This is a genomic window from Pseudoflavonifractor sp. An44, assembly GCF_002161675.1.
GTDB lineage: Bacteria > Bacillota > Clostridia > Oscillospirales > Oscillospiraceae > Enterenecus > Enterenecus faecium.
In genome coordinates this window covers 1-25,676 of sequence record NZ_NFIH01000034.1, presented here as the reverse complement: position 1 = coordinate 25,676, position 25,676 = coordinate 1, and the positions used below count along the sequence as shown (strand labels likewise).

Here is a 25,676-nt window from a genome sequence, read left to right as displayed (position 1 = left end):
GTGTGGGCTGGCTTTTGCATGCCCAAAACGCTGCGGAAGTTCCACATACTGGATTCGTTTTTGCTGTTGAGAGTAAAAAAGGATGTGCCACAAAACTTACGTTTTGCGACACATCCTTGTGGTCCGAGTGGAGAGACTCGAACTCCCGACATCCTGCTCCCAAAGAGGTTCTCGGTATTTTTTATAGTTGTTTATAGTAGTTTATAGAACTATCCACTCCAAAGTAATTACTTTTTAGCGCTCTTATTTCCACTGTTTCCGAGTGCTCCGGCGCTGTCTGTGGTCAAACATGTGGTCAAAGAGCCCTTCTTGACCAGGTGCGGCATCCGCTGCCGCCGCCTGTCCAGAAGGGCTCTTTTTTCATGCTCGGGGTTTGCGGTATTGTACCTTTGGCAAAGCCTGAAAGCAAGTCATTTCTGCCCCTCAGGCGTATCAGTTTTTAGCACGCCTAATCAAAGAAATATTCTCGCGCCAAGGCGTTGACAGGCCGGAATTAGTTTCTTGTCAGATGAATAGAATTTGACAAGAATGACAAGAATGACTATAATGATAACTAAGAAAAGGAGGCGCTGTGTATGGCATTTGTTGAGAGTGAAGTTGTTGAACTGAAAGCAGAGGTCGTGGGAGATATCTGCAAAGAAGTCATTGCCTTTGCCAACACAAAAGGCGGCACGCTGTATATTGGCGTCAGCGACGATGGAAGTGTCGTGGGGGTCAAAAACGCCGATCAAGTCATGCTGCGGATGAACAATATGATTCGAGATTCCATCAAGCCCGATGTGACCATGTTTGTAGGCTATGAAACCCAGCATATCGGCGACAAGGATATCATCGCCGTGACCATTCAAAAAGGGACCGACCGGCCCTATTATCTGGGCAGTAAAGGGCTGAAACCCAGCGGGGTCTATATCAGAAACGGCACATCTTCTGACCCGGCTACAGATACTGCAATCCGAAGAATGATTAAGGAAACCGATGGTGACAGCTTCGAATCCATGCGTTCACTGGAACAGAACCTCAGCTTTGAAGCGGCAGAGAAGCAATTCGAGAAGCAGAATATCCCATTTGATGCTGCAAAAATGCAGACCCTTGGGATGATCTCCGCGGATGGTATCTACTCCAATGTGGCGCTGCTCCTGTCCGACCAGTGTCCCAGCACCATCAAGGCGGCGACCTTCTCGGGGGAAGATAAGGGAAGCTTTCAGGACAGAAGAGAATTTGACGGTTCGCTGTTTCGGCAAATGGAGGAGCTATACAGCTATCTGGATATGCGTAACCAGACAAAGGCAACTTTTGATGGGCTATACCGAATCGACACACGGGATTATCCGGAAGATGCACTGCGGGAAGCGCTGTTGAACTCACTGGTCCACAGAGACTATTCCTTCCGTGCAAGCACCCTTGTCAGTGTGTATGCTGACAGAATCGAATTTGTTTCTGTGGGTGGACTGCCCTCCGGCATTGAACTGGACGACATTATGCTGGGACTTTCGGTTTGCCGAAACCCCAAGCTGGCAGCCATATTTTATCGTCTGCAGCTGATTGAGGCATACGGCACCGGTATGCCTAAAATCATGAACGCCTACACGGAGACGGAATTGAAGCCCAAAATCGAGGTATCGAGCAACGCATTCAAAATAACGCTACCAAACAGGAACACCGGCGCAAATCATACAGAGACACTGGTTGGTACACTCAAAAGCGAAGAGAAACGGATTCTGGATTTCATTGGTTCCCATGGTCATATCGTGCGCAGTGATGTAGACCGGCTGCTGGATGTGAGCCAGGCCACAGCCAACCGGATTCTAAAACGCATGGTTGCCGAGGGCCTGATTTATCAGGATGGAAACGGCAGGAAAACAAAGTATAGACGGAAGTAACTGCTGGTGCGGAGGGGGTGCTGTGTATGAATCGAAAAGCGATCATCAATGGCCGGGAATATACGCTTCTTGAAATCGTCCCGTCTCTGGATGGGGGGCAGGCGCTGCTTGCCGCAGACATGGGTGTTCTGTCCGCAACTACTGCATTTGGGAAAACTGTGATCGGTGCATATCTGATTGCACAGCGTAAAGTCAATACCCTGGTATTGGTACAGTCCAGCGCATTGCTGGAACAGTGGAAATCCTCGCTGGAACAATTTCTGAATATTCATGAGGTTCTGCCGGAACTTCCTAAAAAGCGTGGCAGGAAGAAAAAGCGGCATCTCATTGGCCAAATCGGAAGTGGAAAGAATACCCGCAGCGGGATTGTCGATATTGCCACCATGCAGTCCCTGCTTAAGGGAGAAGAAAAGACGGTAAAGTCTTTTGTGGCAGAGTACGGAATGGTCATTGTAGATGAGTGCCATCATGTGGCCGCATTCACCTTTGAAACCGTGCTGAAAGCCGTGGAAGCCAAATATGTTTACGGTTTGTCTGCCACACCTGTCCGCAAGGACGGCCATCATCCCATCATCTTTATGCAGTGCGGTCCTGTCCGGTATTTGGTGGACGCAAAAAGCCAGGCGGAGAAGCGAAGCTTCTCTCATATCGTAATCCCCAGATTTACTCGCATGAGGTTGCCGGATGCCAACAGGATTCAGGATATGTACGCCGGTGTGATTGAAAATCACAACCGGAACGGACTGTTGGTGTCAGACACTTTGAAGCTGGTTCAGGAGGGGCGCACACCGATTCTTCTGACGGAGCGGAAGGAACACGCTGTATTGCTTGCCAATCAGCTGTCGGATCAGGTGAAACACGTTTTCTTGCTCATTGGCAGTGACAAGCAAAAGGATAAGCGTGAAAAGCTGACCGCATTGCAGAATATGCCTGACGATGAGGATGTGGTGGTCGTTGCCACCGGAAAGTACATTGGAGAGGGCTTTGACGCCCCACGGCTGGACACCTTGCTTCTGGCGATGCCCATATCGTGGAAGGGCACATTGGCACAGTATGCCGGTCGTCTCCATAGAAATTATGAAGGAAAGCAGGAAGTTCGCATCTACGATTATGTGGATATCAATGTTCCTACATTGGAGCGGATGTATCATAAACGCCTGAAGGGTTATGCGGAACTGGGATATCAGGTCAAATTCGGTGCAGCGGATCAGTCTATCAGTGTGATTTATGATGGCCACTCATCTATGCTTCCCTTTGAGCAGGACTTGGACGATGCTGTCCGCAGCGTGGTTATTGTTAGTCCCTATCTGCAAAAAGGCAGAATCGTGAAACTTCTTCCCCCTTTGCAGAAGGCGGTTGCTTCCGGTGTCGAAATTGCGATCCATACCAGAACGGCAGAGAGCGGGAAACTCGCGAATCAAGAAAGTGTATGTGAAGCGATTGAGATGATGAGGCAGACAGGTATCGTGGTCCATACGCACAAAGAACTGAATCAGCGGTATGCTGTTGTGGATGAAAGTGTTGTGTGGTATGGCGGCGTGGATTTTCTTGCTTTTGGCAGAAAAGATACGGATGTACTTCGGTTCAAAAATCCGGATATTGCCGGTGAATTTCTGTCACTTTCCGGTCATACAGAAAGCGAACAGCTTGTCATGGAAGATGTGTCTATGTAGAGGCAGCCAGTGGCGAGCCAGTGTGTACGCTTGCAGTCGAGAGATGAGATTGGGGCCGGTGCTTTGAAAACGATCTGCCCAACACATAACCAAGACATCGAAAATTCGTGCAGCAGGCGTATCAATTTTTAACACGCTATAGACAAAGAATAGGCACTATAAAATCTTCGATGTAAAGTGCATGATTGCGGCACAGAACAGAAAATAAGTTTATAATATCAATAAGGGAGAAAAATTCGACTGCGAATTTTTGACCACAACTTTTATGTTCCAAAAACAACGGACTATGCAAAAATAGTGCCAGTTTCTAAGCGCTTATGTTCGGAATAATCAAATTTTATGGAATCGCATGTGGTCAAAACAGATGCCGTCTATAAAAGACTGTGATTTTTATGAGGCTATTGGGGGCTTTTTCTGCGCTTTAGCTGGATATTAGCAATCTTTTTGCAATTAGTTCGTTTCTGCTGCATGAAAGACCCAAACGGTTGAACTAAATTTTTTCTGGTTGTTTCTAATGGTTTTTAACCCTTTTCGCTACATTACGCTCACTCTTTGGCACTCTTAATCCCACTGTTTCCGAATACTCCGGCGCTGTCTGTGGTCAAACATGTGGTCAAAGAGCCCTTGTTGACTAGGTGCAGTAAAACTGCTGTTACCTAGTCAGAAGGGCTCTCTTTCATGTTCAGGTTTGGGGTATTGTACCTCTGACGAAGCCTGAATGCAAGTCGTTTCTGCCCCTCAGGCGTATCAGGTTTTAGCACGCCTAAACAAAGATAAGAAAACATCGAAAAGCAGGATATCCCAGCCTGTGATTGACACAGGCTGGGCTATTCCATTTAGTCAAATCCTTCGAAATAGGGATTTTGAGTCAAAAGAGAATAGAGATGCTTTTTCAGTTCTACTTCCCCAAACCAGTCACACGCATCCAATAAATCTTCCTGCGCATCCCCTACATAGGCACTCTGAAATAGCTGTCGGGCCAGACGGTCATCGTGTTTGAGTTGTTTCAAAAGGGGAGCTTGAACAAACTGGTTGCGGCACAGATCGCACATATCCCATCCCAACAGCTGCTCGGCCACCTCTGGTTCCTGAAGGTGACTTTCTGCGGTGTCCAACAGCAACTTCATCATCTGAACTGCGGTCTGGGGGTCACTGTCACCGGTTTCACAAAGGAGATCCTGGGTGTCCATGTTCTCCAGATCTTCTGCCGTCCAGCGCCGGACAGCATCGGGGAAGTCGGCAATCAGCAGATCCCGACAGGCCCATTCGTTTTCGGAGAAGTCCCAGCGGCGCACCATATTCACCAGTTCTGTGCGGGTAAAATGGCGTGGCGGAGGCGTAGTGTCCTCCACAGAGACGGTAAAGCTCAAAGTAATTTGTGGTGTGCTTTTCTCGGGAACCAGCTTGGCTCGTTCGGATGGGAACAGAGAAGAAGTACTTCCAAAATCCCCACACCAGCCACATTCCCAACGGCTCCCTCGCACTATGACAGGACTGCCGCAGTGCGGACATCGGATTGTTGCCATACACAAGACCCCTTTCTCATACTGTCATTGTATCGGTTATGACCTTACATATCAAGGGTGTTGCCAATGAGAATGGTCCTGATTATGGGACAATCATTTTCTTATTCTGATATATGAAACAATTTTGCAATGATAGGAGAAGAGACATTGACAAAGCCAGAGTGTTTTGTTGATATTTGCCAATGAGTCCTTGTCGAATTTTGAAATTCCAGTTATACTAAATACAATGAACATCCGTAAAAGGAATATAGGAAGAGTGAAGAATATGCTGTATCCCGGTCTTTATGAACAGGTCATCAACAACGCCCTGAACCGCGAGCTTTCGGAGATCCCCGACACCCGCAAATCGATTGCGCCCATTGATAAGGCGGAGGCCTCCAAGGTGTTGGCGCAGTATCTGGCGGACGTGGTGCAAAAGGGCCTGGACAATGTTCTGGATAATGGAGGGGATATTTCTACCCAGATCGGCCTTGCCAACCAGATCGTAACCCTCATCCAAAACACAACTCAAGAAGCTGACTTTGCTACGCTGAGCGTCGACCAGCGGGCAGAGCAGCTTCTTGCGCTTTTACGGGAGCAGGACCCACGATTGGCGGTGGGTAAGACGGCTGCCGACCTGAGCCGGCCGGAAACCTCAATTGCCCAGAGCAGCCTGTTTACCGGAGCTATCCATGAGCCCCAGATGTACACGGAGCTCAAAAAAGAGATTGTCTCTGCAGACCGCATTGATATGCTGGTCTCCTTTATCAAGTGGAGCGGCTTGCGGCTCCTGATGGATGAGCTGTGGGAGTTTGCCCAGAACGGCGGGGAGCTGCGGATCATCACCACCTCCTACATGGGAGCCACCGATGTGAAGGCCATTGAGGAGCTGCGGGCCCTGCCTAGCACCAAAATCAAGGTCAGCTACGACACCAAGCGCACACGGCTCCATGCCAAAACCTATGTCTTTTACCGGGACACCGGTTTTACCACCGCCTATGTGGGCTCCTCCAACCTATCTAACGCCGCCATCTCCAGCGGCCTGGAATGGAATGTGAAAGTCACTCGCCGGGATCTGCCGGAGACCATCGACAAGATCGCCGCCACCTTTGAGAGCTACTGGAACTCCAGCGAGTTTGAGTACTACTCCGAGGATCAGAAGGAGCGGCTGGCCCGGGCACTGAAAGCGGAAAAATACTTCGACGCCAACAACGCCGAAATGTACACCATGGATATTGCGCCCTACTCCTACCAGCAGGAGATTCTGGACAAGCTGGAGGCCGAGCGCACTGTCCGAGGCTACACCCGCAATCTGGTGGTGGCCGCCACCGGTACCGGAAAAACAGTGATTTCCGCCTTGGACTACAAGAGATTCCGCAAGCAAAATCCAGGGAAACCATGCCGCCTTCTCTTTGTGGCCCACCGGGAAGAAATTTTGCGGCAGAGCCTGTACACCTTCCGGGCAGTTTTGAAGGATGTGAATTTCGGGGAGCTGTTCGTGGGCAACTACAAACCCGAAAGTATTGACCATCTGTTTTTGTCCATTCAGACCTTTAACTCTCAGGATTTTTCCGCCAAGGGTGCTCCGGATTTTTACGACTATATTGTTGTGGACGAGTTCCACCATGCGGCAGCGCCTAGCTATCAGAAGCTGCTGACCTACTATCAGCCTCAGATCCTGCTGGGCCTAACCGCCACCCCGGAGCGTATGGACGGCAAAAGTGTATTGCCCTACTTCAACCACCGCATTGCCGCTGAAATCCGGCTGCCGGAAGCCATCGACCGGAAGCTGCTGTGTCCGTTCCAGTATTTCGGGGTCACCGACACGGTGGATCTGAACACTCTGAAATGGAGTGCCGGCGGCTACGATAAGGGTGAGCTTTCCAACCTCTACACCCTCAGCGGCGCTGTGGCCAACCGCCGTGCCGATCTGGTGGTGTCCTCGCTTCTCAAGTATGTGACCGATATTGACGAAGTCAAGGGCCTGGGCTTCTGTGTCTCCATCGAGCATGCGGAGTTTATGTGCCGCTATTTCAACAACCACGGTATTCCGTCCATCTTCCTCACCGGAAAATCCTCTGATGAGGAGAGAAAAACTGCCAAAGGACGGCTGGTCAGCGGCGAGATACGCTTCATCTTCGTGGTGGACATCTACAACGAGGGCGTGGATATTCCGGAGGTCAATACCGTGCTGTTCCTGCGGCCCACGGAGTCCTTAACGATTTTCCTTCAGCAGCTGGGCCGTGGTCTGCGGCTTGCAGAAGATAAAGAGTGCCTGACCGTACTGGACTTTATCGGCCAGGCCAACAAGCGGTATAACTTTGAGGACAAGTTTGCTGCCTTGCTCTCCAATACCACCCGCAGCGTGACCCGAGAGATCAAGGATGGATTTGTCTCCGCACCCAAGGGCTGCTACATACAGCTGGAGAAAAAGGCAGCCAAGTACATTTTGGATAACATCCGTGCCTCCTACGGCAATACCGCCGGACTGGTGTCCCGGGTGGCCAGCTTTGCGGAGGACAGCGGCTTGGGTCTGACCCTGGCAAACTTTCTGGACTACTACCATCTGGACCCCAGGGCAATTTATAAGTTTTCTTCCTTCTCCTGCATCTGCGCCCTGGCGGATGCGATTGCGGATTTCAGCGAACCGCTGGAGGACGTACTCACAAAAGCCCTCGGACGATTGGCTGTCGTGGACTCCCGGCGCTGGATCCGCTTTTTACTGGACTTGCTGCCCCGTCTGGACGATGTGGACTTTCCGGCGCTAAGCGATCTGGATCAGCGGATGCTCCAGATGTTCTACGTAACTGTTTGGGGCAAGGCGGCGGAGAGTTGGGCATCTGATGAGGTGCTGGACAACTTGTATGCCCTCTCGGACAGCCCTGAACTCCTGGGTGAGCTTTTGGACCTGCTCCGCTATCGGTATGAACAGATCGATTTCATTGACGAGCCGGTAGACCTGGGCTTTGACTGCCCGTTGGATCTCCACTGCACCTATACCAGAGATCAACTGCTGGTGGCCATGGACTTTATGAAACCGGCGACGGTGCGCGAGGGTGTAAAATGGCTGCCGGAGAAGCAGCTAGATGTGTTCTTTGTGACTCTGAACAAGGCGGATAAGGACTACTCGCCTACCACCATGTATCACGATTACTCCGTCAATGAGAGTCTGTTCCACTGGCAAAGCCAGAGCACCACAGCGGCAGACTCTCCCACTGGGCAACGATACATCCATCATCAGGAGCGTGGAAGTAAGGTGTTGTTGTTTGTTCGGGAGTTCAAGACGGACCGAATCACAGGAGGTGCAGCGGCCTATACCTTCCTGGGAACGGCGAACTATGTAAAGCACGATGGGAGTAGACCCATGAATATCACCTGGAGCCTGGATCGACCGATTCCGGCGAAGTTTTTGAAGAAGACAAATAAATTGGTGGTGGGATAAATGACCGAGGTAGTAGCAGCCCTGATTTGGGACGAAAACAAGTTTATGATATGCCAGCGTCCAGCCCATAAAGCCCGAGGGCTGCTGTGGGAGTTCGTTGGCGGCAAGGTAGAGCCAGGAGAAATCAAGGAACAGGCACTCATCCGGGAATGCCAAGAAGAACTGGCTATTACTCTGGACGTAGGCGAGGTGTTCATGGATGTGGTTCACGAATACCCAGATCTGACAGTTCACCTAACGCTGTTTCATGCGACCATCCATGAGGGTACCCCCCAGAAATTGGAGCACAATGACATCCGTTGGATTACGGTGGATGAGATTGATCAGTACGAGTTCTGCCCGGCGGATGAGGAAATTTTGAGGAGGCTGAAGGATGCCTATTAAAGCCTATCACAAGCTGGTGAGGGATCGCATTCCAGAGATTATTGAAGCAGACGGAAAAATCTGTGTCTGCGAAACACTTACTGATGAGGACTACATACATCTTCTGGACCAGAAGCTGAACGAGGAACTGGCGGAATATCAGGAGAGCAAATCTCTGGAAGAACTCGCCGACCTTCTGGAGGTCATGCAGGCGGTCGTGAAAGCCCGGGGCTGGACGCTGGAAGAATTGGAGCAGGTGCGGGCGGACAAGGCTGACAAACGGGGTGGATTTGGAAAGAAAATTCTTTTGAAAGAAGTGCGGGAAAAGGAGCCTTCTGATGGATGAAAAAGACGATTTAATGGCCAGAACCATGGTAGAAAATTTGAGCATCGGCATTAACCCTCTCACAGGCAGAGCACTTCCACCGTCGGATTGCTGCGCCAACGAGGTGGTACAAGAAGCGCTAAAGGCGGTATTGGAGCATTGTTCCCTGGAATCCTATGCCTCTATTCTGGAGCGGCAGAGAAAAGAGAAAGAGGCGGCTCAAAAGGAGAAAAAAGAACGCCGAAAAACTCAATACCCGAATACCGGGAAGTCGTGGTCCAGAGAGGAAAGCGAGAAACTCTATGACTTGTACTTTCGGAGAAAGAATAACATCTGGCAAATCGCAAACATCTTGAAAAGAACACCTGGAAGTGTCTCAACTCATTTGAAAAAATTTGGATATTGATTGTGAGGTGATCTCCATGCCTACCTACCGCTCTGCCTCCGGCAGCAGTGCCGAGGATCTGTTTATCGAACTGTTCTCTGACACCTACGGCGCTGAGAAAGCCGGCTATCTATACTCCCAGTACCCTTTCTCCGACATCTACCAGAACAGCCGGTTTGCCGACTTTCTGATTGAAAACGGCGGACGGAAGGTGGCTATCGAGATCGACGACGAGGCTTCCCACAACCCCAAGCTGATCTCCCAGAACAAGTTCTACGATGACCTGCTCAAACAAAACAGCATGATCTACCTGGGGTGGGATGTGTACCGCTGGGCGGTGCGGCAGATGCAGCAGCAGCCGGAGACTGTCAAGGACGAACTGCGGGTATTCCTGGGTCAACACCCCAGTTTCAAGGAAATTGAGGACTACCTTCCCACCCAGCGGGGCAAGTCCCTGGACGGCTCCCAGTTGGAGTTGAAGGAACACCAGAAGCAGGCCCTGGCGGCTTTGGAGGGGATGCGTTGCAACTTCGAGACCATCGCTCTGCTCTACCACGCCACCGGCACCGGAAAAACGGTGACCGCCGTCATGGATGCCAAACGGTTCGGCAAACGGACACTGTTCCTTGCCCACACGGTGGAACTGGTGGATCAGGCCACCAAGACCTTCCGGGAACTGTGGCCCCGGGTTACCGTGGGCCGCTATGTGGAGAGCATGAAGCAGGGCAACGCCTTTGTGGTCTGCGGCAGCATCCAGAGCGTGGCACTGAATCTGGAGCGGTTCAAACCGGATGACTTCGGATACATCATCGTGGACGAGGCCCACCACGCCTCCGCCGATACATACCAGAAGGTCCTGGCCTACTTCACGCCGGAATTCACCCTGGGCTTGACCGCCACACCGGAGCGGGCCGACGACAAGAATATCCTGGATATCTTCAAGAACACCGCCCACAAGTTGGATATCCAGACCGCCGTAGAGATTGGCGAACTGGTGCCGGTGCGGTGTATCCGCATTCACACCAATATTGACCTGACCAAGGTACGATTCAATAGCGTTCAGTACAACATCCGGGATCTGGAGAGCAAAATCTATGTGCCGGAGCGGAATCAGCTGATCGTGGATACCTGGCTCCGGTATGTGAAGGACAAGCGGACAGTCATCTTTTGTGCTTCTGTCAAGCACGCCCAGGAGATTGCTGGGCGACTCCATGACGCTGGTGTGGCCGCTGAGGCGGTGTCCGGCGAGATCAAGGCCAGCGACCGCCGGGAGGTGCTGGCTCGGTTTGAGAAGGGCGAAACCAAGGTGCTGTGCGCCTGTGACCTGCTCAACGAGGGCTGGGACTGCCCAGCCACGGAAGTCCTGTTTATGGCCCGCCCCACCATGTCCAAGGTGCTCTATACCCAGCAGCTGGGCCGTGGTATGCGACTGTCACCGGGTAAGGAGAGCCTGATGGTGTTTGACTTCGTGGACAACGCCAGCCAGTACAACATGCCCTATTCCATGCACCGTCTGTTCCGGCTGAAAGAGTACAAGCCCGGCACCCTGGTGCTGGGCACTAAGCAACAGAAAACCGCCGAGCAAGGCCTCTACGACCGGGGCGAGCGCCCGGATGCCCTCATCGACTGGCCGGTGGACGCCCTGGACTATGAACTGGTGGACATCTTCAATTGGCAGGAGGAAGCGGCCGGGATGATCTCCCAGATGGAGTTCGTCCGCCGGGTGGATGTGCAGACGGAGACCATCGAGCGGTATGTCCGGGACGGCCTGCTGGTACCCGATCTGGTAGTTCCTATGAGCGAGCACCGGACCTTCAAGTATTTCAAAGAGGAGACGCTCCAGAAGTATGCCGAGCAGTACGGTTGGACGCTCATCGACGACTCCAACCGTAAGGATCTGTTTCTGGATATGGTGCGGCAGATGGACATGAGTTATTCCTACAAGCCAGTACTCCTCAAGGCGGTACTTTTGTTTGCCGATGATAAAGGTCGGGTGAAACTCAGCGACATTGTCACCTATTTCCGGGAGTTCTACAAGGCCCGCCGGGCAGCTGGGCTGGTGGTGGGAAAGGCCAACAGCATCTACGCCAAAGGCGGCTATACTGATGCCCAGGCCCAGCGGAATATCCTATCCAATCCCTTCAAACGGTTTGAGGATATGCAGATGCTTCACCACACCAAAACCCTGGGCGTGATTCAGGTGGACGAGTCCGTCTGGAAGAAGTTGACCCGGGAGGAAAAGCAGAAGATCGAGCAAATCTGCGACGAGAAGCTGGAGCAATACTATGGACGCTTAAACCGGCAACCCAAGAATATGGAGCGATGAGGTATTACGCGGCTATGGAACATACAGAATTTCAGGACAAGGGCCGATATTTTCAGAAGATAAATGCTCTGTTTGCCGATTGGAAACGGCAACACGGCCATGTTTCCGAAAACAGCGAATACAGCGTGGTCCCGATTGAGATTGACCACCGCTCAAATGTATTCATTCGCGATGGAGTCATTTGCCTGGAGCAGTGGTTTTCCCCGTCACAAAAAGCCCGCCCGCTTTTTCTGCTGAAAGAAGCATATGGTGGTAACGAGGACTGGGACTTGGTAGAAGGTTATCTGACAAGTCAGAAGAAAATCACAAAGATGTGGAACCGTATTTCTCATTGGACTTACGGACTAATGACCACCACAGCAGATTGTATTGCGCCCTATATTCCGGATTTGGCAGTTGGCAGTTTCGGAAACTCATATTTGCGCCAGGCCGCGGCAGTCAACATCCGAAAAAGTGGCGGAGGTAAAAACTCGTCCCTGGATGTAATTCGCAGCTATGCAGCCTTTGATGCAAAGCGACTTTTGGAGCAACTGCAACTTTGTGATCCAACGGCGATTGTTTGCTGTTATACTGGTTCGGCTCTGGATATCATATGGAAAGCGGCCACCGGGAGCGTTGTGCGGACTCCGTACAACGAAAGCCTCTACTATACCATTCGCCTGAACCAGCGGGATGTACTGGTGCTTGACTATTGGCACCCTGCCAATCAGTATCCTGATATCATGAATTACTATAGTCTAATGGCAATCTACCAGATGGCGCTGAAGGACAGAGAAAGGAAATATGCGGAATGAAGGTCATCTGCTTCGGCGACTCCAACTCCTACGGCTACGACCCCCGGGGCTATTTCGGCGGGCGCTATGACGCGGACAGCCGGTGGGTGGACATCCTGGCTGCGGAAACTGACTGGACCGTCTACAACATGGGGCAAAACGGGCGGGAGATTCCTTCTTCTGCTCCACAATTTCCTGCTGACACTGATCTGCTGATTGTCATGCTTGGCACCAATGATCTGCTCCAGGGGAAAAGCCCGGAGGAGGCCACCCAGAAGCTGGAGAGGTTTCTATCTGGCATCCGTCTGGAGAAAAGCAAGATACTCCTCACTGCACCACCGCCAATGACTTTGGGCGAGTGGGTACCCAGCCAGCAACTTATTGAGGATTCCCATACCTTTGCCCGTCTCTGTCAAGCCCTGGCGGAGCGGCTTGGCATCCGCTTTGCCGATGCCGGAAGGTGGGACATCTCCTTGGCCTACGACGGCGTACACTTCACGGAGCAAGGGCACAAAGCCTTTGCTGCCGGACTTCTGGAGGAACTCAAATGAAACGAATTGCAATTTTACTCTCCTCTCTGCTTTTGCTGTTGGCCGGATGCGGTGGGAGTTCCACAGACGGCTCCTATCAGCAGATTACGCAGGAAGAAGCTAAAGAAATGATTGACAGCCAGGAAGTGATTATCCTGGACGTGCGGGAACAGAGTGAGTACGACAGCGGTCACATCCCTGGAGCTGTCCTGTTGCCGGTAGGTGCCATCGATGAGGACACTGCCGCTGAGGTGATCCCTGAGAAGGATTCTACGGTGCTGGTTTACTGCCGCAGTGGAAACCGCAGCAAGACCGCATCTTCCACCCTGGCCGGGTTGGGTTACACCAATATCTATGAGTTTGGCGGCATCAACACCTGGCCCTATGAGACGGAGGGGTAAGAAAACGAAATCTGGAGGCAGTACAAAATTTACATCGCCATAAACAAAGAAAAAGCAAGGCGGAAGCTCAGGCTGCTCAGAGTGTAAACTGTGGAGGGATCATATGAGTCGCGCCAGACTACTACATATTCTTTCGATTTTAGAAACGGAAACAAATATATCAAACGGGCTAACATTACAAGAAATTTGCCGAATCCTATTTGAAAGGTACCCAGAAGAAAAATGCTCTGAACAGCGGGTTCGTGAAGATATCTCTGTTCTACAGGCGCTCAGTGATGAGAAACTTGTGGCATTTGAACTAAAGTATGAGTCTGGCCCTCATAATCAACGAAAATATAAACTGTACCGCCCTACTTTTGGCTTGAATGAGGCACGAATGATATTTGATTCAATCTCTACTAGCCGATTTTTAAGCCAGACTCAGAAGAACTCGCTTATATCTCAACTGGAAGGGTTTCTTTCCCGGAGCGAAGTGCAGCAATTGAAGCAGCGTGTCCGAGTACGACCATGTTTAATGCAAAATGAACTGCTCCCACAGACACTTCAGGTAATCTACCGAGCAATTGACGAACAAAAGTGCTTGTACTTTGATTATTCAAGATTTGATATAGCAGGGCGACAACAGATCAGAAAAACTTATCGTCATATTCGCCCTATTCAAGTTGTATGGGAGCAGGAACATTATTATTTGGTGGCCATAAATCCAGAACACGACGAAGATGATCAGCAAAGAAATTACCGCATTGACCGAATGAGAAATGTTGCCTTTGATAGTGGGGATTGGAAGCCAGTCAACAGACTTGAATTTAGCTATGGTCAATTTGATATGTTCTCTGCCAAAGAAAAACGGATTGTTACATTTAGGATTCATCAGGATCTTCTTGATATGGTATTTGAAACATTTGGAACTCATATTATATGCCATCCGGATGATGAACGACAGGAGTGGATTGTATTCTCTGCTGAAGTAGAACTATCTGGCGGCTTTGATCGATGGGTGCTCCGGCAAACAAATAAAATAGAGGTGTTAGCGCCCCCTTCAGTGCGCAATCGTATTGATCAGCTACTACAAAATATCATCGCAAGCTACCGCAAATAAGGCGGTAGCTTTTTCTTAGTTTTTTATATTACAAAAAACTAATTTGTTATTCTTAAAATAGAGTCATTATAAATTCGGAGGTCACCCATGAGATATGAACTTGAAAAATACTTCTCAGATCCCTGTGAATCCAGTGGGCTGTTAATAGCAGAAGCGCCTACCGGATACGGAAAGACATACGAAACAATCCAGGCGATTTATCAGTATATCGCAAAAGGCGGATCCGCTCAGATTCTATTTGTTACAAATCTTCTTAAAAATCTGCCCGCAGATGAATTACGGAATCTCTACGAAAAGAACGGCAGGGCTCCTCTATTTGAAAAAGAAGTGTTAGTTCTATCCTCTGCTGCATCGAGTGTGGAGAAGGCTATTTTAACAGAAAAAATTCCATCTGAGTTCCAGACGGATGCGTACCTAGAACTTTTATCTGCTTGCCAGAAGAAAAAACGATATCAGGAACAATTTGGTGAAGCAGGAAAAGAGATAACGAAGGACCTTGGGAATCAGATTCGTGAGAAGCTGGAACCTCGTTTTCGGCATGAACTGGAAGTGCACCTCCAAAAGACGTTTCCAGGGGGGGCAGGACCCCGTCGGGATGCAATTCGAAATAAAGAAAAATACAAATGGATGGCAAAATTCTATCCATCTATTTTCTGGACAGAATATAAGGTGCTTCTGTTATCTGTGAAAAAGCTCATGGCACGCAATATTTCCGTAGTAGAGCCCAGTTTTGAGTGTCTATCTGAGAGGATGCTGAAAAACAAGATTGTATGTATCGATGAGTTCGATGCTTCTCGGTCGGTTATCTTAGATAGCCTGATTGATCGGGCACTTGATCTGCGAGCGGATTACCTACAATTATTTTTGCAGGTTTATCGGGGAGCTATTACGCATCAAATATCCCGTGAACTCGAGACGGTCAGAAAATCTTATGAGGCTGACCGTACTCTGACGTGGGAAAGACTCTTAAAAGAAGCGCAGGATATCTATCAGGAAGGTGCCCTCTACTACAGCATGAAAACTGTAGATACGGCCATTGACAAAGGACGAAACTTTCTCTTTCATGACACGTCTTACCATACTGTTTTGGACGGGAATCGCACCCACATACGTGCGGTGTGTAATCAAACAGAAGCTCAAGTTCAGATTCACTTCGAAGAAAAAGACGAGTACTATGCGCACCAAGATGAGCCGCGTATTATACTTCAAAATCTTTTACGAAGAATCCATGTGTTTTTACAGCGTTTTCAAAGGTATGTATATGGGTGGGCCGAGTCTTATGCCAAGTTGGTCAACGCAGGCAGACAACAAGCGGAAGATCTCTATACCATAGCCGCTGCAACGGAAAGCATTTTCCGGCAGTTTGATTTGACGTCAGAGCAAACACGCCTAATGTCAGAAGAACTCACAGACAGCAAAGGCGGGCGATCCCTACAGGATGTGATGGCTCCCGATTTGTCCTTCTATGAAACTGGATTTCGTCTTTTTGAATTTATTGACGATGACCATCATCGAGCACAAACCTATTTTCAGTATCTGCAAATGAGGAATACGCCGGAAAATGTTCTGTTATACTTGTGTTGCCAGGCGAAAGTTGTTGGCCTTTCCGCAACTGCAGCAGTGTCCACTGTCCTTGGAAATTATGATTTGAAATACATAAAGGAACAACTAAAAGAGCATTACCATGAACTTTCTGATGAAACAAAGGCTTCCATTCAGAGAGGGCTGGAAACACTATGGAGGCCATACAAAGAGGGCCAAATTCAAGTCAAATTACAGGTGATAGACCGTGGCAAGGATCACTTAGTGCTTTCGGAACGACTAGGAGATATTTTCTCTCGAGAAACGCTGGCGCAAAAATATATACATCGTTTTACAGCTTTGGGTGCCGAAGAATACGTCCAGAAGCGGTATTGCAATATATTGGAAGCGATGAAAGCTTTTTGGACACACTCAGATATTCGTGCGTTTCTCTGCCTGAATCAAGTATTGCCCGTGCCAGAGAAACGAGCGATGGATGAAAATTTACTACGAGACGCATTGAAAGATTTGCAGTGCGTGTATGCGCCACAGACTGTTGGAGAAATGGTCATCTTGCGCAGTGGTGATCAGTTTGAGGAGAGCAAAGACCACTTACTTCAAGAGCTACAGGGTGGTGCCAAACGCTTTGTGTTATCCAGCTACCAGACACTTGGAGCAGGACAGAATTTACAGTATCCGATCCAAGATTTAAGCAATCTTGTCACATTGAATGCTGAATATGACGAAATAGATCCCAGATTCCAGAAAAAGGATTTTGATGCTCTATATTTGGGAGATGTCACGCATTCCGTTGTGAATCTAAATGAGGATGGTCCCCTAAGTGCGCAGGGATTGATGAAATTTTGCTTTCAGGTAGAGTGCCTCTACGAAAATGATGAAATCTCCTACCGCACATTGAATCGTCTACTCAAAGATGGTATCGGCCGTTTTTCGGGAAGACGTCCGTTAAATGCGTTTGCTCAAAGTATCTTACGACAAAGTAATAGTGTTCACGGACAGATTACGCGAGATGTAATCCAAGCGGTGGGGCGTATGGGGCGGACTTTCTTGAAAAATCCGTCTGTGTATCTATTTACCACAGAGAAAACTTTGTATGACTTGGATCTTGCCTGCCTAAATGGACGTATTTTAAGCCCAGAAATGGAGGCATTACTGAAGGCGAGAACTGATTTGGGCAATAGAGAAACCTGCATCGATTACACCCATAATGAAGCGGAACGCAAAGCCACCAGAGGCAATGCATACATTTTGCGGATGTTAAATGTCGATTGGACCGAAGAAACCATGGCTCTTTGGAAAGGCCTACGTCAAACAGTCCTCCAATATCCCAGAGCTGGACTAGATGTCTTGAATGAAAATCCTATTATACGAACTTACTACATCCCGTTGGCGCAGGATAGACATTGCTATTTCTACGCGCAAAAAGGTGATTTTTCTGAAGTTATTCTCTCTTTCGACCAAGATAAAATGCAGTTTACGGCAAGTCTCCCAGAGGGATTGTCTCCTTCAACCGTAAGCGAGGAAGACGCACGCCTCGCGCAAATCCTGTTGTATCCAGGGTTAAAGGAGCATTTTATCCATCATGGATGGGCTACAGAGTTTGGAACTGATCCATATATTATGAGCCCGGTTCTGTTCCAGAATATTTATAAAGGCGCTTTGGGAGAAGTGGCAGGCAAGTTTATTTTAGAGAAGGAACTTGGACTTACACTACAGGAAATCGGAGATCCGAAAAAATTTGAATCATTTGATTTTGGCGCTGACGGAGATCTTTTCTTTGATTTTAAGCATTGGAAATGGAATATGCAGGTAGAGGAAAGACCAATGCGGGAAAAAGTCCTAAAAAAAGTGGATGCAGTAGGCGGAAAAAGAGCATTCGTTGTAAACCTATTCTCGAATGGCGTGTCGAGGCCCTCATGTAGCAATGACGGGCGTCTTATTGAAGTGCCAGGAATACTTCTTCCTACCGGCCAAGTTGACCAATCCGCGCTGAATTATATAAGGAGGTTTCTCTTGTGATCCACACCAACCAAATGGAGATTGATTTTGATTTTGAAGCAATTGCAAAGGATTTTTCAATTTTTGAAGCAAGGCGAGATCAGGGCAATTACTGGAAAAGTAGGGTTCCAGATGTTGCCCTACAGGAGTGCAAGGCATTGGCCGTCGTGTATGAAAGGGGGCCAAGTTGCTATATCTTATATCATCGCGCTTCTGTTGAGCAACACTCGCTCAAGCAGGTGCTGGAATGCTGTGAAGATAATGTACGAGTACAGGAAATCTCAGCGCAGGAGATGGCCGAAACGAAAAAACACCTTTTGGCTCAATTACTGTGTAATGCGCTTCCTAGTATCCAGGCAAACGGTGAACTATATCATAATGTGACTGGAAATCTGTATTACATGCAACCCAGCTGGGTCAATTACCGCAAAGAAGTATTGGCCAGTTTTTGGACACTCCAAATTTCATTTACAAAAGACTGTTGTGTTAAGCTGGATGTTAAAACCTTTAGCAATGCCCGACTCAAACAAGGCAGTAAAAATAAACCTCAGTATCTATTTGATCCTGAATGCTACATACTGCGGCGGGCATTGCGAGATGATCCTGGTAACAGTACAGACCGCTTTGTAATTGGAGCGCTTAACCAAAGGCGGAAAAATACCATACCTTTTTTGGAATTTGGTTCGTTGACTGATTATCAAAATTGTAAAGTTGGAATTTTACATCAGTTTTTGCGAGATGTGCGAAAATCGCTATCTCCATATCTATCGTTGACAATGGTTTCGCTCGATGAAAGTACCCATCTGGGAGTATGTGGCTCGGTCGATAGTATGACAGGAATCAGAAATCGCTTGAGAGAGACACCCCTATATTTGGAGGATACTGTACGAAACGAGCAATCTCGCACGTTAATCTCCATGCTGCGTTATGAGCTGGCGCAATATAGTGAGGTTACATTTATGGAGGGAACTCCAGAAAAGGGCGATGCACTGCTTCGGATCATACACCATCCTTTGTTTTATGAAGATCATCCCGAAGATGATGAATATTTAAAAGCGCCAAAGCATTGCGTTGTACAGCATATTACGGTCGAAGATTTTCAGCTAACAGGCATGAATGCGCGTAGAACGAAAGAAAAAGAAGACCACAAATTGCTAAAAGTCATCCAGGAACTTGCTATTAAGATCGATATAAGCCGACGGCAGATGAGCTGCTATGATTGGGCCAAGCTTGGAGTCAATAGACCGGTTACATTTGTTATGGCATCTTCGGATTATAAGGACAAAAGCGAACCGATCTGTTATGATATGCTCCGCATACAGCCGGGCGGAGAACTATATTTTGAATCGTGGCAGCAATCTTTCTGGGAAGATAATTCAGAACGAGAGAAAATTTCCGCGGCGTTTGAAACACCCCATGGAAAGTTCAATCCTACGATCAAAGGTCTTGTCTATGAAGAGGAAAATAACATTCATATCATTTACGACACTGACCGTTATACTCTTCCCAATATGCAAGACCTCGAACAGGTTCTTAGCGCGACGCGAGATGATGAACAAGTTCCGGCCAAGCCGCTTGTAGAAACAATACAGAAATACGCTGATAGCTTGTCTGGCAATGAGAGCGTGCGGTGCCAAATGATTCTGGATGAAATCAACCAGCATGGTATGCAAGTTAGCAGAAAAGAATTGCGGCATATTCTCAATTTGAGGAGTAATCTGGGCAAGCAGATCAACCGATTTATTTTTGAGGAAACCGGAGTTTTAATTGGAAATACCCTCAAAAGCGCTCGAAATAAAGAAGCCCTTTTCGGCGGGGTGTTAGGAATTCGCCATTTTTGTAAAGATGGTGCCCAATACTACTATTCTGGATATCTTGGAAGTTCCTTGAACCGAACGCTACCTCATGCATGCAGAATCCGAAGGGTCTGCTCCACTGGCCCAACATTGCAATTCCAACATTATCTTCCTCTGCTTGAGGTTGATTTCGTGCGTGCGAGCGGATGGCCTGTCATTCCTTTTCCTTTCAAATATTTGCATGAGTGGAAAGCACAGTAGACAAGCAGTACAAAATTTATATCGCCTAAACAAAGAATACAGCCGGAGGGCGCTTCTATGTGAAGTGCCCTCCGGCTCATTTTATTTCTTCCTGTATTTTTTCCGCAGACTCTGGTGGCCTGCGTGATCTTGGTGCCGAAGACCTTCTGCTTATGAAATACTTTACAATACAATTTCGTATTTATAATCTTTCATGATTTTATCTGTTCCCTTTTTCTTATATGTTCTCTCACTGATAATTTTTCCGCCACATTTCTGGGCAACACGATTAGAAGCGGCATTTTCCTGACCCACATAAATAGTTACTTTCTCAGCCCCTTGACGACGAGCATAATCTATCATTCCCTGAGCGATTTCAGTTGCATAGCCTTGACACCAAAAATTCTTATGTACGCAATAAGCAATATCGTATACTTTCTTGTCATCACTTATCATGAAACTGCATGTCCCTACCCGTTCTAAGGAATCCTTAAAAACAGGAATCAAGTAACAGCATTCCTCATCCTCACCTAAGCCTTCTAACATTTTCAAATATTCATCATCTATTTCTTCTTTTGCCTCATCTGGCAAATACTGTCCCATCTCTGGATTATTCCAGATACTATATGCCCACAAAGCATCTTCTTTCGTGAATCCTCTTAGTAAAAGTCTTGAAGTCTCAATATCATTTATCTTCATAATGTCCTCCGTCAAGTTCAGCTTTTCACCGTTGCATCTTTCATCAAGGCATTCGCTTCACCAGCTGCGGTATCTTCGTCTGGGGTGCGCTTGCTATCATGGAGAGCATGAGCGAAAGCGGTCATAGCCTGTTTCTTGTACGCTTGATTTGATGATATTGTAACACACCGATTCCAAGCTGTCATGCAAAGGATACATCGCTATATACAAAGAATACAGCCGAGGGGTGCTTCATCCAGAAGCGCCCCTCGGCTCATGTTATTTCTTCCTGTATTTTTCCCGGAGACTCTGGTGTCCCTCCTGGTCCCGCCGCCGTAGATCATCTGCCGAGCAGGTCTGCCATTGGGGATCGTCCGTCCCCAGATCTAACTGCATGACTGCTTCTGGATAGTGCATCTCTGGGTCAAAGCCGATGTCCCCGGCCACCATCTGCTGCCAGGCAGTATCCGCCGGTGCAGCCTGTGCCACATCCACAGTGTAATCTTCCAGATCGTGCATGGTGTCGATCTTCCGGAGAAATTCCTCCCCAGTCAACTTTCCGTCCAGATAGTCTATTCGAGCCAGACGGGCATTCTCGCTCCAGGCATCGTATTCCATGTAGTCCACGGGAATCAGGCCCTGCCGGTTTTCAGGAAGGGCAAGTTCGCCAGTCTTTTCGTCCGGGTGAAATTACCCCGGAAGAAGCAAACCGGCTCGGCGTTGAATTTGCAAAACGGTTTACAAAAGGCAAACATGCCTTTATCGTTTGCACTCATATTGATAAGGAACATATTCACAACCATATCATTTGGAGTTCGGTCAATCTGGACTGTGACCGAAAGTTTCGCAACTTTTGGGGAAGCACGAAAGCTGTCCGCCGCCTGAGCGATACCATCTGCATTGAGAACGGTTTGTCAATCGTAGAAAACCCAAAGCCGCATGGAAAAAGCTATAACAAGTGGCTTGGAAATCGGGCTAAGCCCTCTCATCGGGAACAACTGAGAATGATGATTGACCAGGCGCTGGAGCATAAACCCGCAGATTTTGACGAGCTGATGAAGCTACTTTCTGAGATGGAATGTGAGGTCTCCCGGCGTGGGAAAGCAATGCGGCTTAAAGCTCCGGGGTGGGAGAATGTAGCCCGTATGGATGCGCTGGGAGTCGGATATAGCGAAATGGAAATCCGTGCGGTGCTGGCTGGAGAAAAGCAACATACTCCTCGTAAGAAATTCTCCACGCAAGTCCACACGCCCAAGGTGAATCTGCTGGTGGACATTCAAGCAAAATTGCAGGCTGGAAAAGGAGCTGGGTATGCTCGGTGGGCCAAGGTTTTTAATTTGAAACAGATGGCCCAGACCATGAATTTTCTTGCGGAGCATAATCTGCTGGACTATGCGGAACTGGAAGGAAAGGCTGCGGATGCCACAGCTCGCCATAATGAATTGTCGGAGGAGATCAAGGCAGCGGAAAAGCGCATGGCGGAGATTGCTGCGCTTCGGACTCATATCATAAACTATGCCAAGACCCGAGAGACCTATGTGGCCTACCGAAAATCCGGCTACTCAAAGAAGTTTCGCGATAGCCACATAGATGAAATCTTGCTTCACCAGGCAGCGAAAAAAGCATTCGATGAACTTGCTGTTGAGAAACTTCCGACAGTAAAAAAACTTCAGACCGAGTATGCACAACTTCTTGAAAAGAAGAAAGAAGCATATCGGCAATACAAAGGCGTCCGAGAAGAAATGCGGCAACTACTTACGGCGAAAGCCAATGTTGACCGCATTCTTGGAGACGACTACTGTGGTAAAAAAGAAAGAAATAATGTTCAGCGATAGCTGGACAATAACGTTCGAAGAACGTGTAGCCACAGAATGAAATTCTGTGTTCAAGGGGGGTTGGGGGCGCTGCCACCAACAAGCAAAAATCGCATGTGGTCGGCCACATGCATTGCTTGCCAGTTTTGTGGCCCGCCTTTTGCGGGCCAGAAAACAAGCGGGTTTGCAAAGGGCGCAGCCCTTGCCCATCGGAGATGCCCTCCCGGCGAGGGAAGCTCACGGGACTGCATGAAACGTGGAAGGTGCGCCCCCAGGAGGGGCGCAAAGGATAGGCCCCCGGCCCCAGTTAGCAACTGTTGAGCAGAGCAGAGCTGGACAGGTGTTCATGGTCTGGCATGAACGCCGCTTTCAGCGGAGCGAACGGAGATGATGTTGACATATTTTTTTGCAAAGGGTATAATAATAACGAAGAGTAGTGATGCTCAAAAAGCGGTGTACCCTACCAGGCGAGAGCCGAAGTGGGAGCGAAAGCAGCGGTGTACCCTACCATACAGTGGGAGCGAAAATAGCGAGGGGCTGGGTATTGCACTCAGCCTCTCGTTTATTTAAGGAGGATTCCAATTGAGTTGTTTTTCGTTTTATAAAGTGGACGCAGCGTATTGCGACTTCCTTCGAAAAGCTGATCCATGTGTTCCATATACAATGGAACAAAAGTCGGCGCGTCCTTTTGTTGGTATCGTATTCAGCGTTAATGGTTTCCAATATTATGCGCCGTTGACATCACCAAAGCCCAAGCACCTGAATATGAAGAACCAGGTTGATTTTATGAAAGTGAATCGTGGAACTTGGGGAGCCATTAATTTCAACAACATGATTCCGGTTGTACCGGAATGTGTTGAAAAGGTTGATATGAGAATTACCTCTGGCGATTCCAAAGCAGATAGAGATTATAAGAACTTGCTATCCAATCAACTGTCATGGTGCAACTCTCATCGTACGCGGATTCTGAAACAGGCTGAGAAATTACATGCGATGATAGTTCAAGGGAAAGCGTGGCCAACCTTGGTAAAACGTTGCTGTGATTTCCAAAGGGATGAGGAGTGAGCCATTCCCGAAAAAACGGACAGGAAAATACCAGAAAAAACAGAATGAATCTCTGAGTTTCTGCGGGATACTCGTTTATGCTGCCTGAGGCGGCAGGAGGCTTGCCTCAAACTGCGTTGGAGACAGCCAACCCAGTGCAGAATGTGGCCGGACAGTGTTGTAGAAGGCCTCCATATAGGCGAATACATCAGCCTGGGCGCTGGCCCGGGTGGGGTAGTGCTTGAGGTGGATCAGCTCGCATTTGAGGCAGCTGAAGAAATTTTCTGCCACAGCGTTGTCATAGGGATCACCCTTGCGGGACATGCTCTGCTGGATCCCATAGGACTCCAGCCGCTCCCGGAAGGCGACCGCGGCGTACTGGACGCCCCGGTCACTGTGAAAGATGAGCCCCTTGGGCGGTTTGCAGCGGCGCACTGCCATGTCGAGGGCTTCCAGAGTCAGGGAAGTGTCGATGCAGTTGGAAAAGGCATAGCCCACAATTTTTCGGGTACACAAATCCTTGACGATGGCCAGGTAGAGCCAGCCTTCCCCGGTGGGAATGTAGGTGATATCACCCACCCAGGCCTGATTTGGTTGTGCAAAGAAGAAGTTTCTCTTCAGAAGATTGGGTGCAACGGGGTGGCTGTGCCGAGAGTTGGTTGTGGCCTTATACGCCCGGCGTCTCGCCGAAACGATCCCAGCAACCCGCATCTGACGGTGGACCCGCTTGCGGGAACAGCCGAATTCCGGCTTGAGCATGTGGTAGAGGCTGTCCAGCCCCAGGGCAGGATACTTCTGGTGTAACTCTACCAATTTCCGCTGCAGAGCCTGATTGCTCTGCTCCCGCCCGCTGGATTTCGGACTCTGCCACCCATAATAGCCGCTGCGAGAGACCTCCAAGACCCGGCATGCCTGCTCCACAGTGGCTCCCTGGCGCTGTAACGCCTGGACGCAGCGGTATTTTTCCACTATGGTTTCGACAGGATGCCGACGGATTTTTTTAGGATGTCAATCACCTCATCTTTCTCGCCCAGTTGCTTACGCAGCGTGCGGATTTCAGCCTCTAACTCCCGTATGCGCTGTTGTTCCCGGTTATGGCGGCTCACCTGACCCAACTGCATCCCGGCACTTTTCAGCCAATTGCGCAGGGTGTCAATACAAATGCCCAGATCCCGTGCTACTTCCTTGGGCTCCCGTCCCTGCTCCGTTACCATCCGTACCGCTCCGGCTTTGAACGCCTCATCGTACCGAGGTGGCGGTGTCCCTTTTTTCTTCGTTTTCTCTTCCATGGTTTTGCCCCTTTCCTTTCCATTTTACGACCGTCTTTTCTGTCCGTCAATTCGGGTATAGGGGCAAGAGCGTTGTAAAGAGTATGTGCGTCAGAACTTGCAACATGAGGTTTCGGCGTCCGTTCGTAAACCCAAAAGTGTGCGAGATACCTTGGCCGCCGCTAGTCGCGCTTGCTCTGATAGACATGCGCATTTGCAGGGTACTAAAAAAGACAAGCAAAGTCGGTAGTGGCATCCTGGACGAGAATACCGTTGTGTAGTATTGTGTAGTAGAATCAAAATACAAGACCGGCTATAAAGGGTTGTCAAGAGAAGATTTCTAAATAGCTGGGGAATAGGGGGTATTGTCACGAAGGACAGCGAAGATGATATTCACCACTTTGCGGGAAACATGTCCCAGTGCTGTGAGATGGGATTTCCCTTCAGAGCGTTTGCGCTGGTAGTAGACAGAGAGGGAAGGGTCTTTGAAGGCAGCGATAGTTGCAGCAAGCCAAATAGCCCGGCGCAGATAAGGCGAGCCACGTTTGGACATATGGACATGGCTGCCAACAAAGTTACCAGACTGTTTCATAG

At 48.9% G+C, this 25,676-nt stretch carries 20 protein-coding genes and 1 pseudogene; 15 read left to right on the top strand and 6 right to left on the bottom strand.

What is annotated here, in order from left to right:
• Positions 1 to 575: 575 nt before the first annotated feature.
• On the top strand, positions 576 to 1,880 hold the full coding sequence (locus tag B5F98_RS11805) for an RNA-binding domain-containing protein (RefSeq protein ID WP_087372987.1): 1,305 nt from the start codon (positions 576 to 578) through the stop codon (positions 1,878 to 1,880).
• Between the two features lie 26 nt (positions 1,881 to 1,906).
• Complete coding sequence (locus tag B5F98_RS11800; RefSeq protein WP_087372985.1) at positions 1,907 to 3,553, top strand: DEAD/DEAH box helicase family protein; 1,647 nt, start codon at positions 1,907 to 1,909, stop codon at positions 3,551 to 3,553.
• Between the two features lie 836 nt (positions 3,554 to 4,389).
• Here B5F98_RS11800 and B5F98_RS11795 read toward each other — a convergent pair.
• Entirely contained in the window at positions 4,390 to 5,079 is a 690-nt protein-coding gene (locus B5F98_RS11795; protein WP_143482803.1) for a hypothetical protein, read from the bottom strand.
• A gap of 265 nt (positions 5,080 to 5,344) precedes the next feature.
• Between B5F98_RS11795 and B5F98_RS11790 the strand changes: the two genes are divergently transcribed.
• The 11 genes from B5F98_RS11790 (at position 5,345) to B5F98_RS11740 (ending at position 20,299) form a co-directional block, all read left to right on the top strand.
• Positions 5,345 to 8,500: a DEAD/DEAH box helicase gene (locus B5F98_RS11790; RefSeq protein WP_087372979.1), complete on the top strand. Its 3,156-nt coding sequence runs from the start codon at positions 5,345 to 5,347 to the stop codon at positions 8,498 to 8,500.
• The gene (locus tag B5F98_RS11785; RefSeq protein WP_087372974.1) at positions 8,501 to 8,884 is read left to right on the top strand and encodes a (deoxy)nucleoside triphosphate pyrophosphohydrolase; all 384 of its coding nucleotides are present in this window, start codon (positions 8,501 to 8,503) and stop codon (positions 8,882 to 8,884) included.
• A complete protein-coding gene (locus B5F98_RS11780) occupies positions 8,874 to 9,209 on the top strand; it encodes a nucleoside triphosphate pyrophosphohydrolase (protein ID WP_087372972.1) in 336 nt (111 codons plus the stop codon). The genes B5F98_RS11785 and B5F98_RS11780 overlap by 11 nt, the downstream gene beginning before the upstream one ends.
• Complete coding sequence (locus B5F98_RS11775; protein WP_087372969.1) at positions 9,202 to 9,594, top strand: hypothetical protein; 393 nt, start codon at positions 9,202 to 9,204, stop codon at positions 9,592 to 9,594. Before B5F98_RS11780 ends, B5F98_RS11775 begins: the two co-directional genes overlap by 8 nt.
• Before the next feature lie 16 nt (positions 9,595 to 9,610).
• On the top strand, positions 9,611 to 11,899 hold the full coding sequence (locus B5F98_RS11770; protein WP_087372966.1) for a DEAD/DEAH box helicase: 2,289 nt from the start codon (positions 9,611 to 9,613) through the stop codon (positions 11,897 to 11,899).
• Positions 11,900 to 11,913: 14 nt separating this feature from the next.
• Positions 11,914 to 12,693 (top strand): hypothetical protein, encoded by a 780-nt coding sequence (locus B5F98_RS11765; protein ID WP_143482802.1) that lies wholly within the window; start codon positions 11,914 to 11,916, stop codon positions 12,691 to 12,693.
• Positions 12,690 to 13,223 (top strand): GDSL-type esterase/lipase family protein, encoded by a 534-nt coding sequence (locus tag B5F98_RS11760; RefSeq protein WP_087372960.1) that lies wholly within the window; start codon positions 12,690 to 12,692, stop codon positions 13,221 to 13,223. Before B5F98_RS11765 ends, B5F98_RS11760 begins: the two co-directional genes overlap by 4 nt.
• Positions 13,220 to 13,603, top strand: coding sequence for a rhodanese-like domain-containing protein (locus tag B5F98_RS11755; protein ID WP_087253665.1), 384 nt, complete (start codon positions 13,220 to 13,222; stop codon positions 13,601 to 13,603). Before B5F98_RS11760 ends, B5F98_RS11755 begins: the two co-directional genes overlap by 4 nt.
• Positions 13,604 to 13,706: 103 nt before the next feature.
• The gene (locus tag B5F98_RS11750) at positions 13,707 to 14,702 is read left to right on the top strand and encodes a WYL domain-containing protein (RefSeq protein WP_087372957.1); all 996 of its coding nucleotides are present in this window, start codon (positions 13,707 to 13,709) and stop codon (positions 14,700 to 14,702) included.
• 87 nt (positions 14,703 to 14,789) lie between these two features.
• Positions 14,790 to 18,263 (top strand): hypothetical protein, encoded by a 3,474-nt coding sequence (locus B5F98_RS11745; protein WP_087372954.1) that lies wholly within the window; start codon positions 14,790 to 14,792, stop codon positions 18,261 to 18,263.
• Positions 18,260 to 20,299, top strand: coding sequence for a hypothetical protein (locus B5F98_RS11740; protein WP_087372951.1), 2,040 nt, complete (start codon positions 18,260 to 18,262; stop codon positions 20,297 to 20,299). Before B5F98_RS11745 ends, B5F98_RS11740 begins: the two co-directional genes overlap by 4 nt.
• 162 nt (positions 20,300 to 20,461) lie before the next feature.
• On the opposite strand, the gene B5F98_RS11735 is transcribed toward B5F98_RS11740, so the two are convergent.
• Together B5F98_RS11735 and B5F98_RS13050 are read right to left on the bottom strand one after the other, a co-directional pair.
• On the bottom strand, positions 20,462 to 20,977 hold the full coding sequence (locus tag B5F98_RS11735) for a GNAT family N-acetyltransferase (protein WP_087372948.1): 516 nt from the start codon (positions 20,975 to 20,977) through the stop codon (positions 20,462 to 20,464).
• A gap of 258 nt (positions 20,978 to 21,235) precedes the next feature.
• Positions 21,236 to 21,583 (bottom strand): hypothetical protein, encoded by a 348-nt coding sequence (locus B5F98_RS13050; protein WP_162613541.1) that lies wholly within the window; start codon positions 21,581 to 21,583, stop codon positions 21,236 to 21,238.
• Between the two features lie 35 nt (positions 21,584 to 21,618).
• On the opposite strand from B5F98_RS13050, the pseudogene B5F98_RS11725 reads away from it, so the two are divergent.
• A pseudogene (locus B5F98_RS11725) lies at positions 21,619 to 22,791 on the top strand (relaxase/mobilization nuclease domain-containing protein); the annotation flags it as partial.
• A 585-nt stretch (positions 22,792 to 23,376) separates the two neighbouring features.
• On the top strand, positions 23,377 to 23,835 hold the full coding sequence (locus tag B5F98_RS11720; RefSeq protein WP_087372990.1) for a type III toxin-antitoxin system ToxN/AbiQ family toxin: 459 nt from the start codon (positions 23,377 to 23,379) through the stop codon (positions 23,833 to 23,835).
• 75 nt (positions 23,836 to 23,910) lie between these two features.
• Here B5F98_RS11720 and B5F98_RS11715 read toward each other — a convergent pair whose 3' ends face one another.
• The 3 genes from B5F98_RS11715 to B5F98_RS11705 form a co-directional block, all read right to left on the bottom strand.
• A complete protein-coding gene (locus tag B5F98_RS11715; protein WP_158099853.1) occupies positions 23,911 to 24,783 on the bottom strand; it encodes an IS3 family transposase in 873 nt (290 codons plus the stop codon).
• A complete protein-coding gene (locus tag B5F98_RS11710; protein WP_087372936.1) occupies positions 24,783 to 25,103 on the bottom strand; it encodes a transposase in 321 nt (106 codons plus the stop codon). Before B5F98_RS11710 ends, B5F98_RS11715 begins: the two co-directional genes overlap by 1 nt.
• A 319-nt stretch (positions 25,104 to 25,422) precedes the next feature.
• Positions 25,423 to 25,676 (bottom strand): transposase (locus B5F98_RS11705; protein ID WP_143482800.1); only part of this gene is annotated, 254 nt, incomplete at its 5' end.

What these genes read in the sequence shown, in the direction of transcription:
- B5F98_RS11805 (WP_087372987.1), top strand. Translation starts at nt 576, where the DNA reads ATGGCATTTGTTGAGAGTGAAGTTGTTGAACTGAAAGCAGAGGTCGTG.
- B5F98_RS11800 (WP_087372985.1), top strand. Translation starts at nt 1,907, where the DNA reads ATGAATCGAAAAGCGATCATCAATGGCCGGGAATATACGCTTCTTGAA.
- B5F98_RS11795 (WP_143482803.1), bottom strand. Translation starts at nt 5,079, where the DNA reads ATGGCAACAATCCGATGTCCGCACTGCGGCAGTCCTGTCATAGTGCGA.
- B5F98_RS11790 (WP_087372979.1), top strand. Translation starts at nt 5,345, where the DNA reads ATGCTGTATCCCGGTCTTTATGAACAGGTCATCAACAACGCCCTGAAC.
- B5F98_RS11785 (WP_087372974.1), top strand. Translation starts at nt 8,501, where the DNA reads ATGACCGAGGTAGTAGCAGCCCTGATTTGGGACGAAAACAAGTTTATG.
- B5F98_RS11780 (WP_087372972.1), top strand. Translation starts at nt 8,874, where the DNA reads ATGCCTATTAAAGCCTATCACAAGCTGGTGAGGGATCGCATTCCAGAG.
- B5F98_RS11775 (WP_087372969.1), top strand. Translation starts at nt 9,202, where the DNA reads ATGGATGAAAAAGACGATTTAATGGCCAGAACCATGGTAGAAAATTTG.
- B5F98_RS11770 (WP_087372966.1), top strand. Translation starts at nt 9,611, where the DNA reads ATGCCTACCTACCGCTCTGCCTCCGGCAGCAGTGCCGAGGATCTGTTT.
- B5F98_RS11765 (WP_143482802.1), top strand. Translation starts at nt 11,914, where the DNA reads ATGGAACATACAGAATTTCAGGACAAGGGCCGATATTTTCAGAAGATA.
- B5F98_RS11760 (WP_087372960.1), top strand. Translation starts at nt 12,690, where the DNA reads ATGAAGGTCATCTGCTTCGGCGACTCCAACTCCTACGGCTACGACCCC.
- B5F98_RS11755 (WP_087253665.1), top strand. Translation starts at nt 13,220, where the DNA reads ATGAAACGAATTGCAATTTTACTCTCCTCTCTGCTTTTGCTGTTGGCC.
- B5F98_RS11750 (WP_087372957.1), top strand. Translation starts at nt 13,707, where the DNA reads ATGAGTCGCGCCAGACTACTACATATTCTTTCGATTTTAGAAACGGAA.
- B5F98_RS11745 (WP_087372954.1), top strand. Translation starts at nt 14,790, where the DNA reads ATGAGATATGAACTTGAAAAATACTTCTCAGATCCCTGTGAATCCAGT.
- B5F98_RS11735 (WP_087372948.1), bottom strand. Translation starts at nt 20,977, where the DNA reads ATGAAGATAAATGATATTGAGACTTCAAGACTTTTACTAAGAGGATTC.
- B5F98_RS11710 (WP_087372936.1), bottom strand. Translation starts at nt 25,103, where the DNA reads ATGGAAGAGAAAACGAAGAAAAAAGGGACACCGCCACCTCGGTACGAT.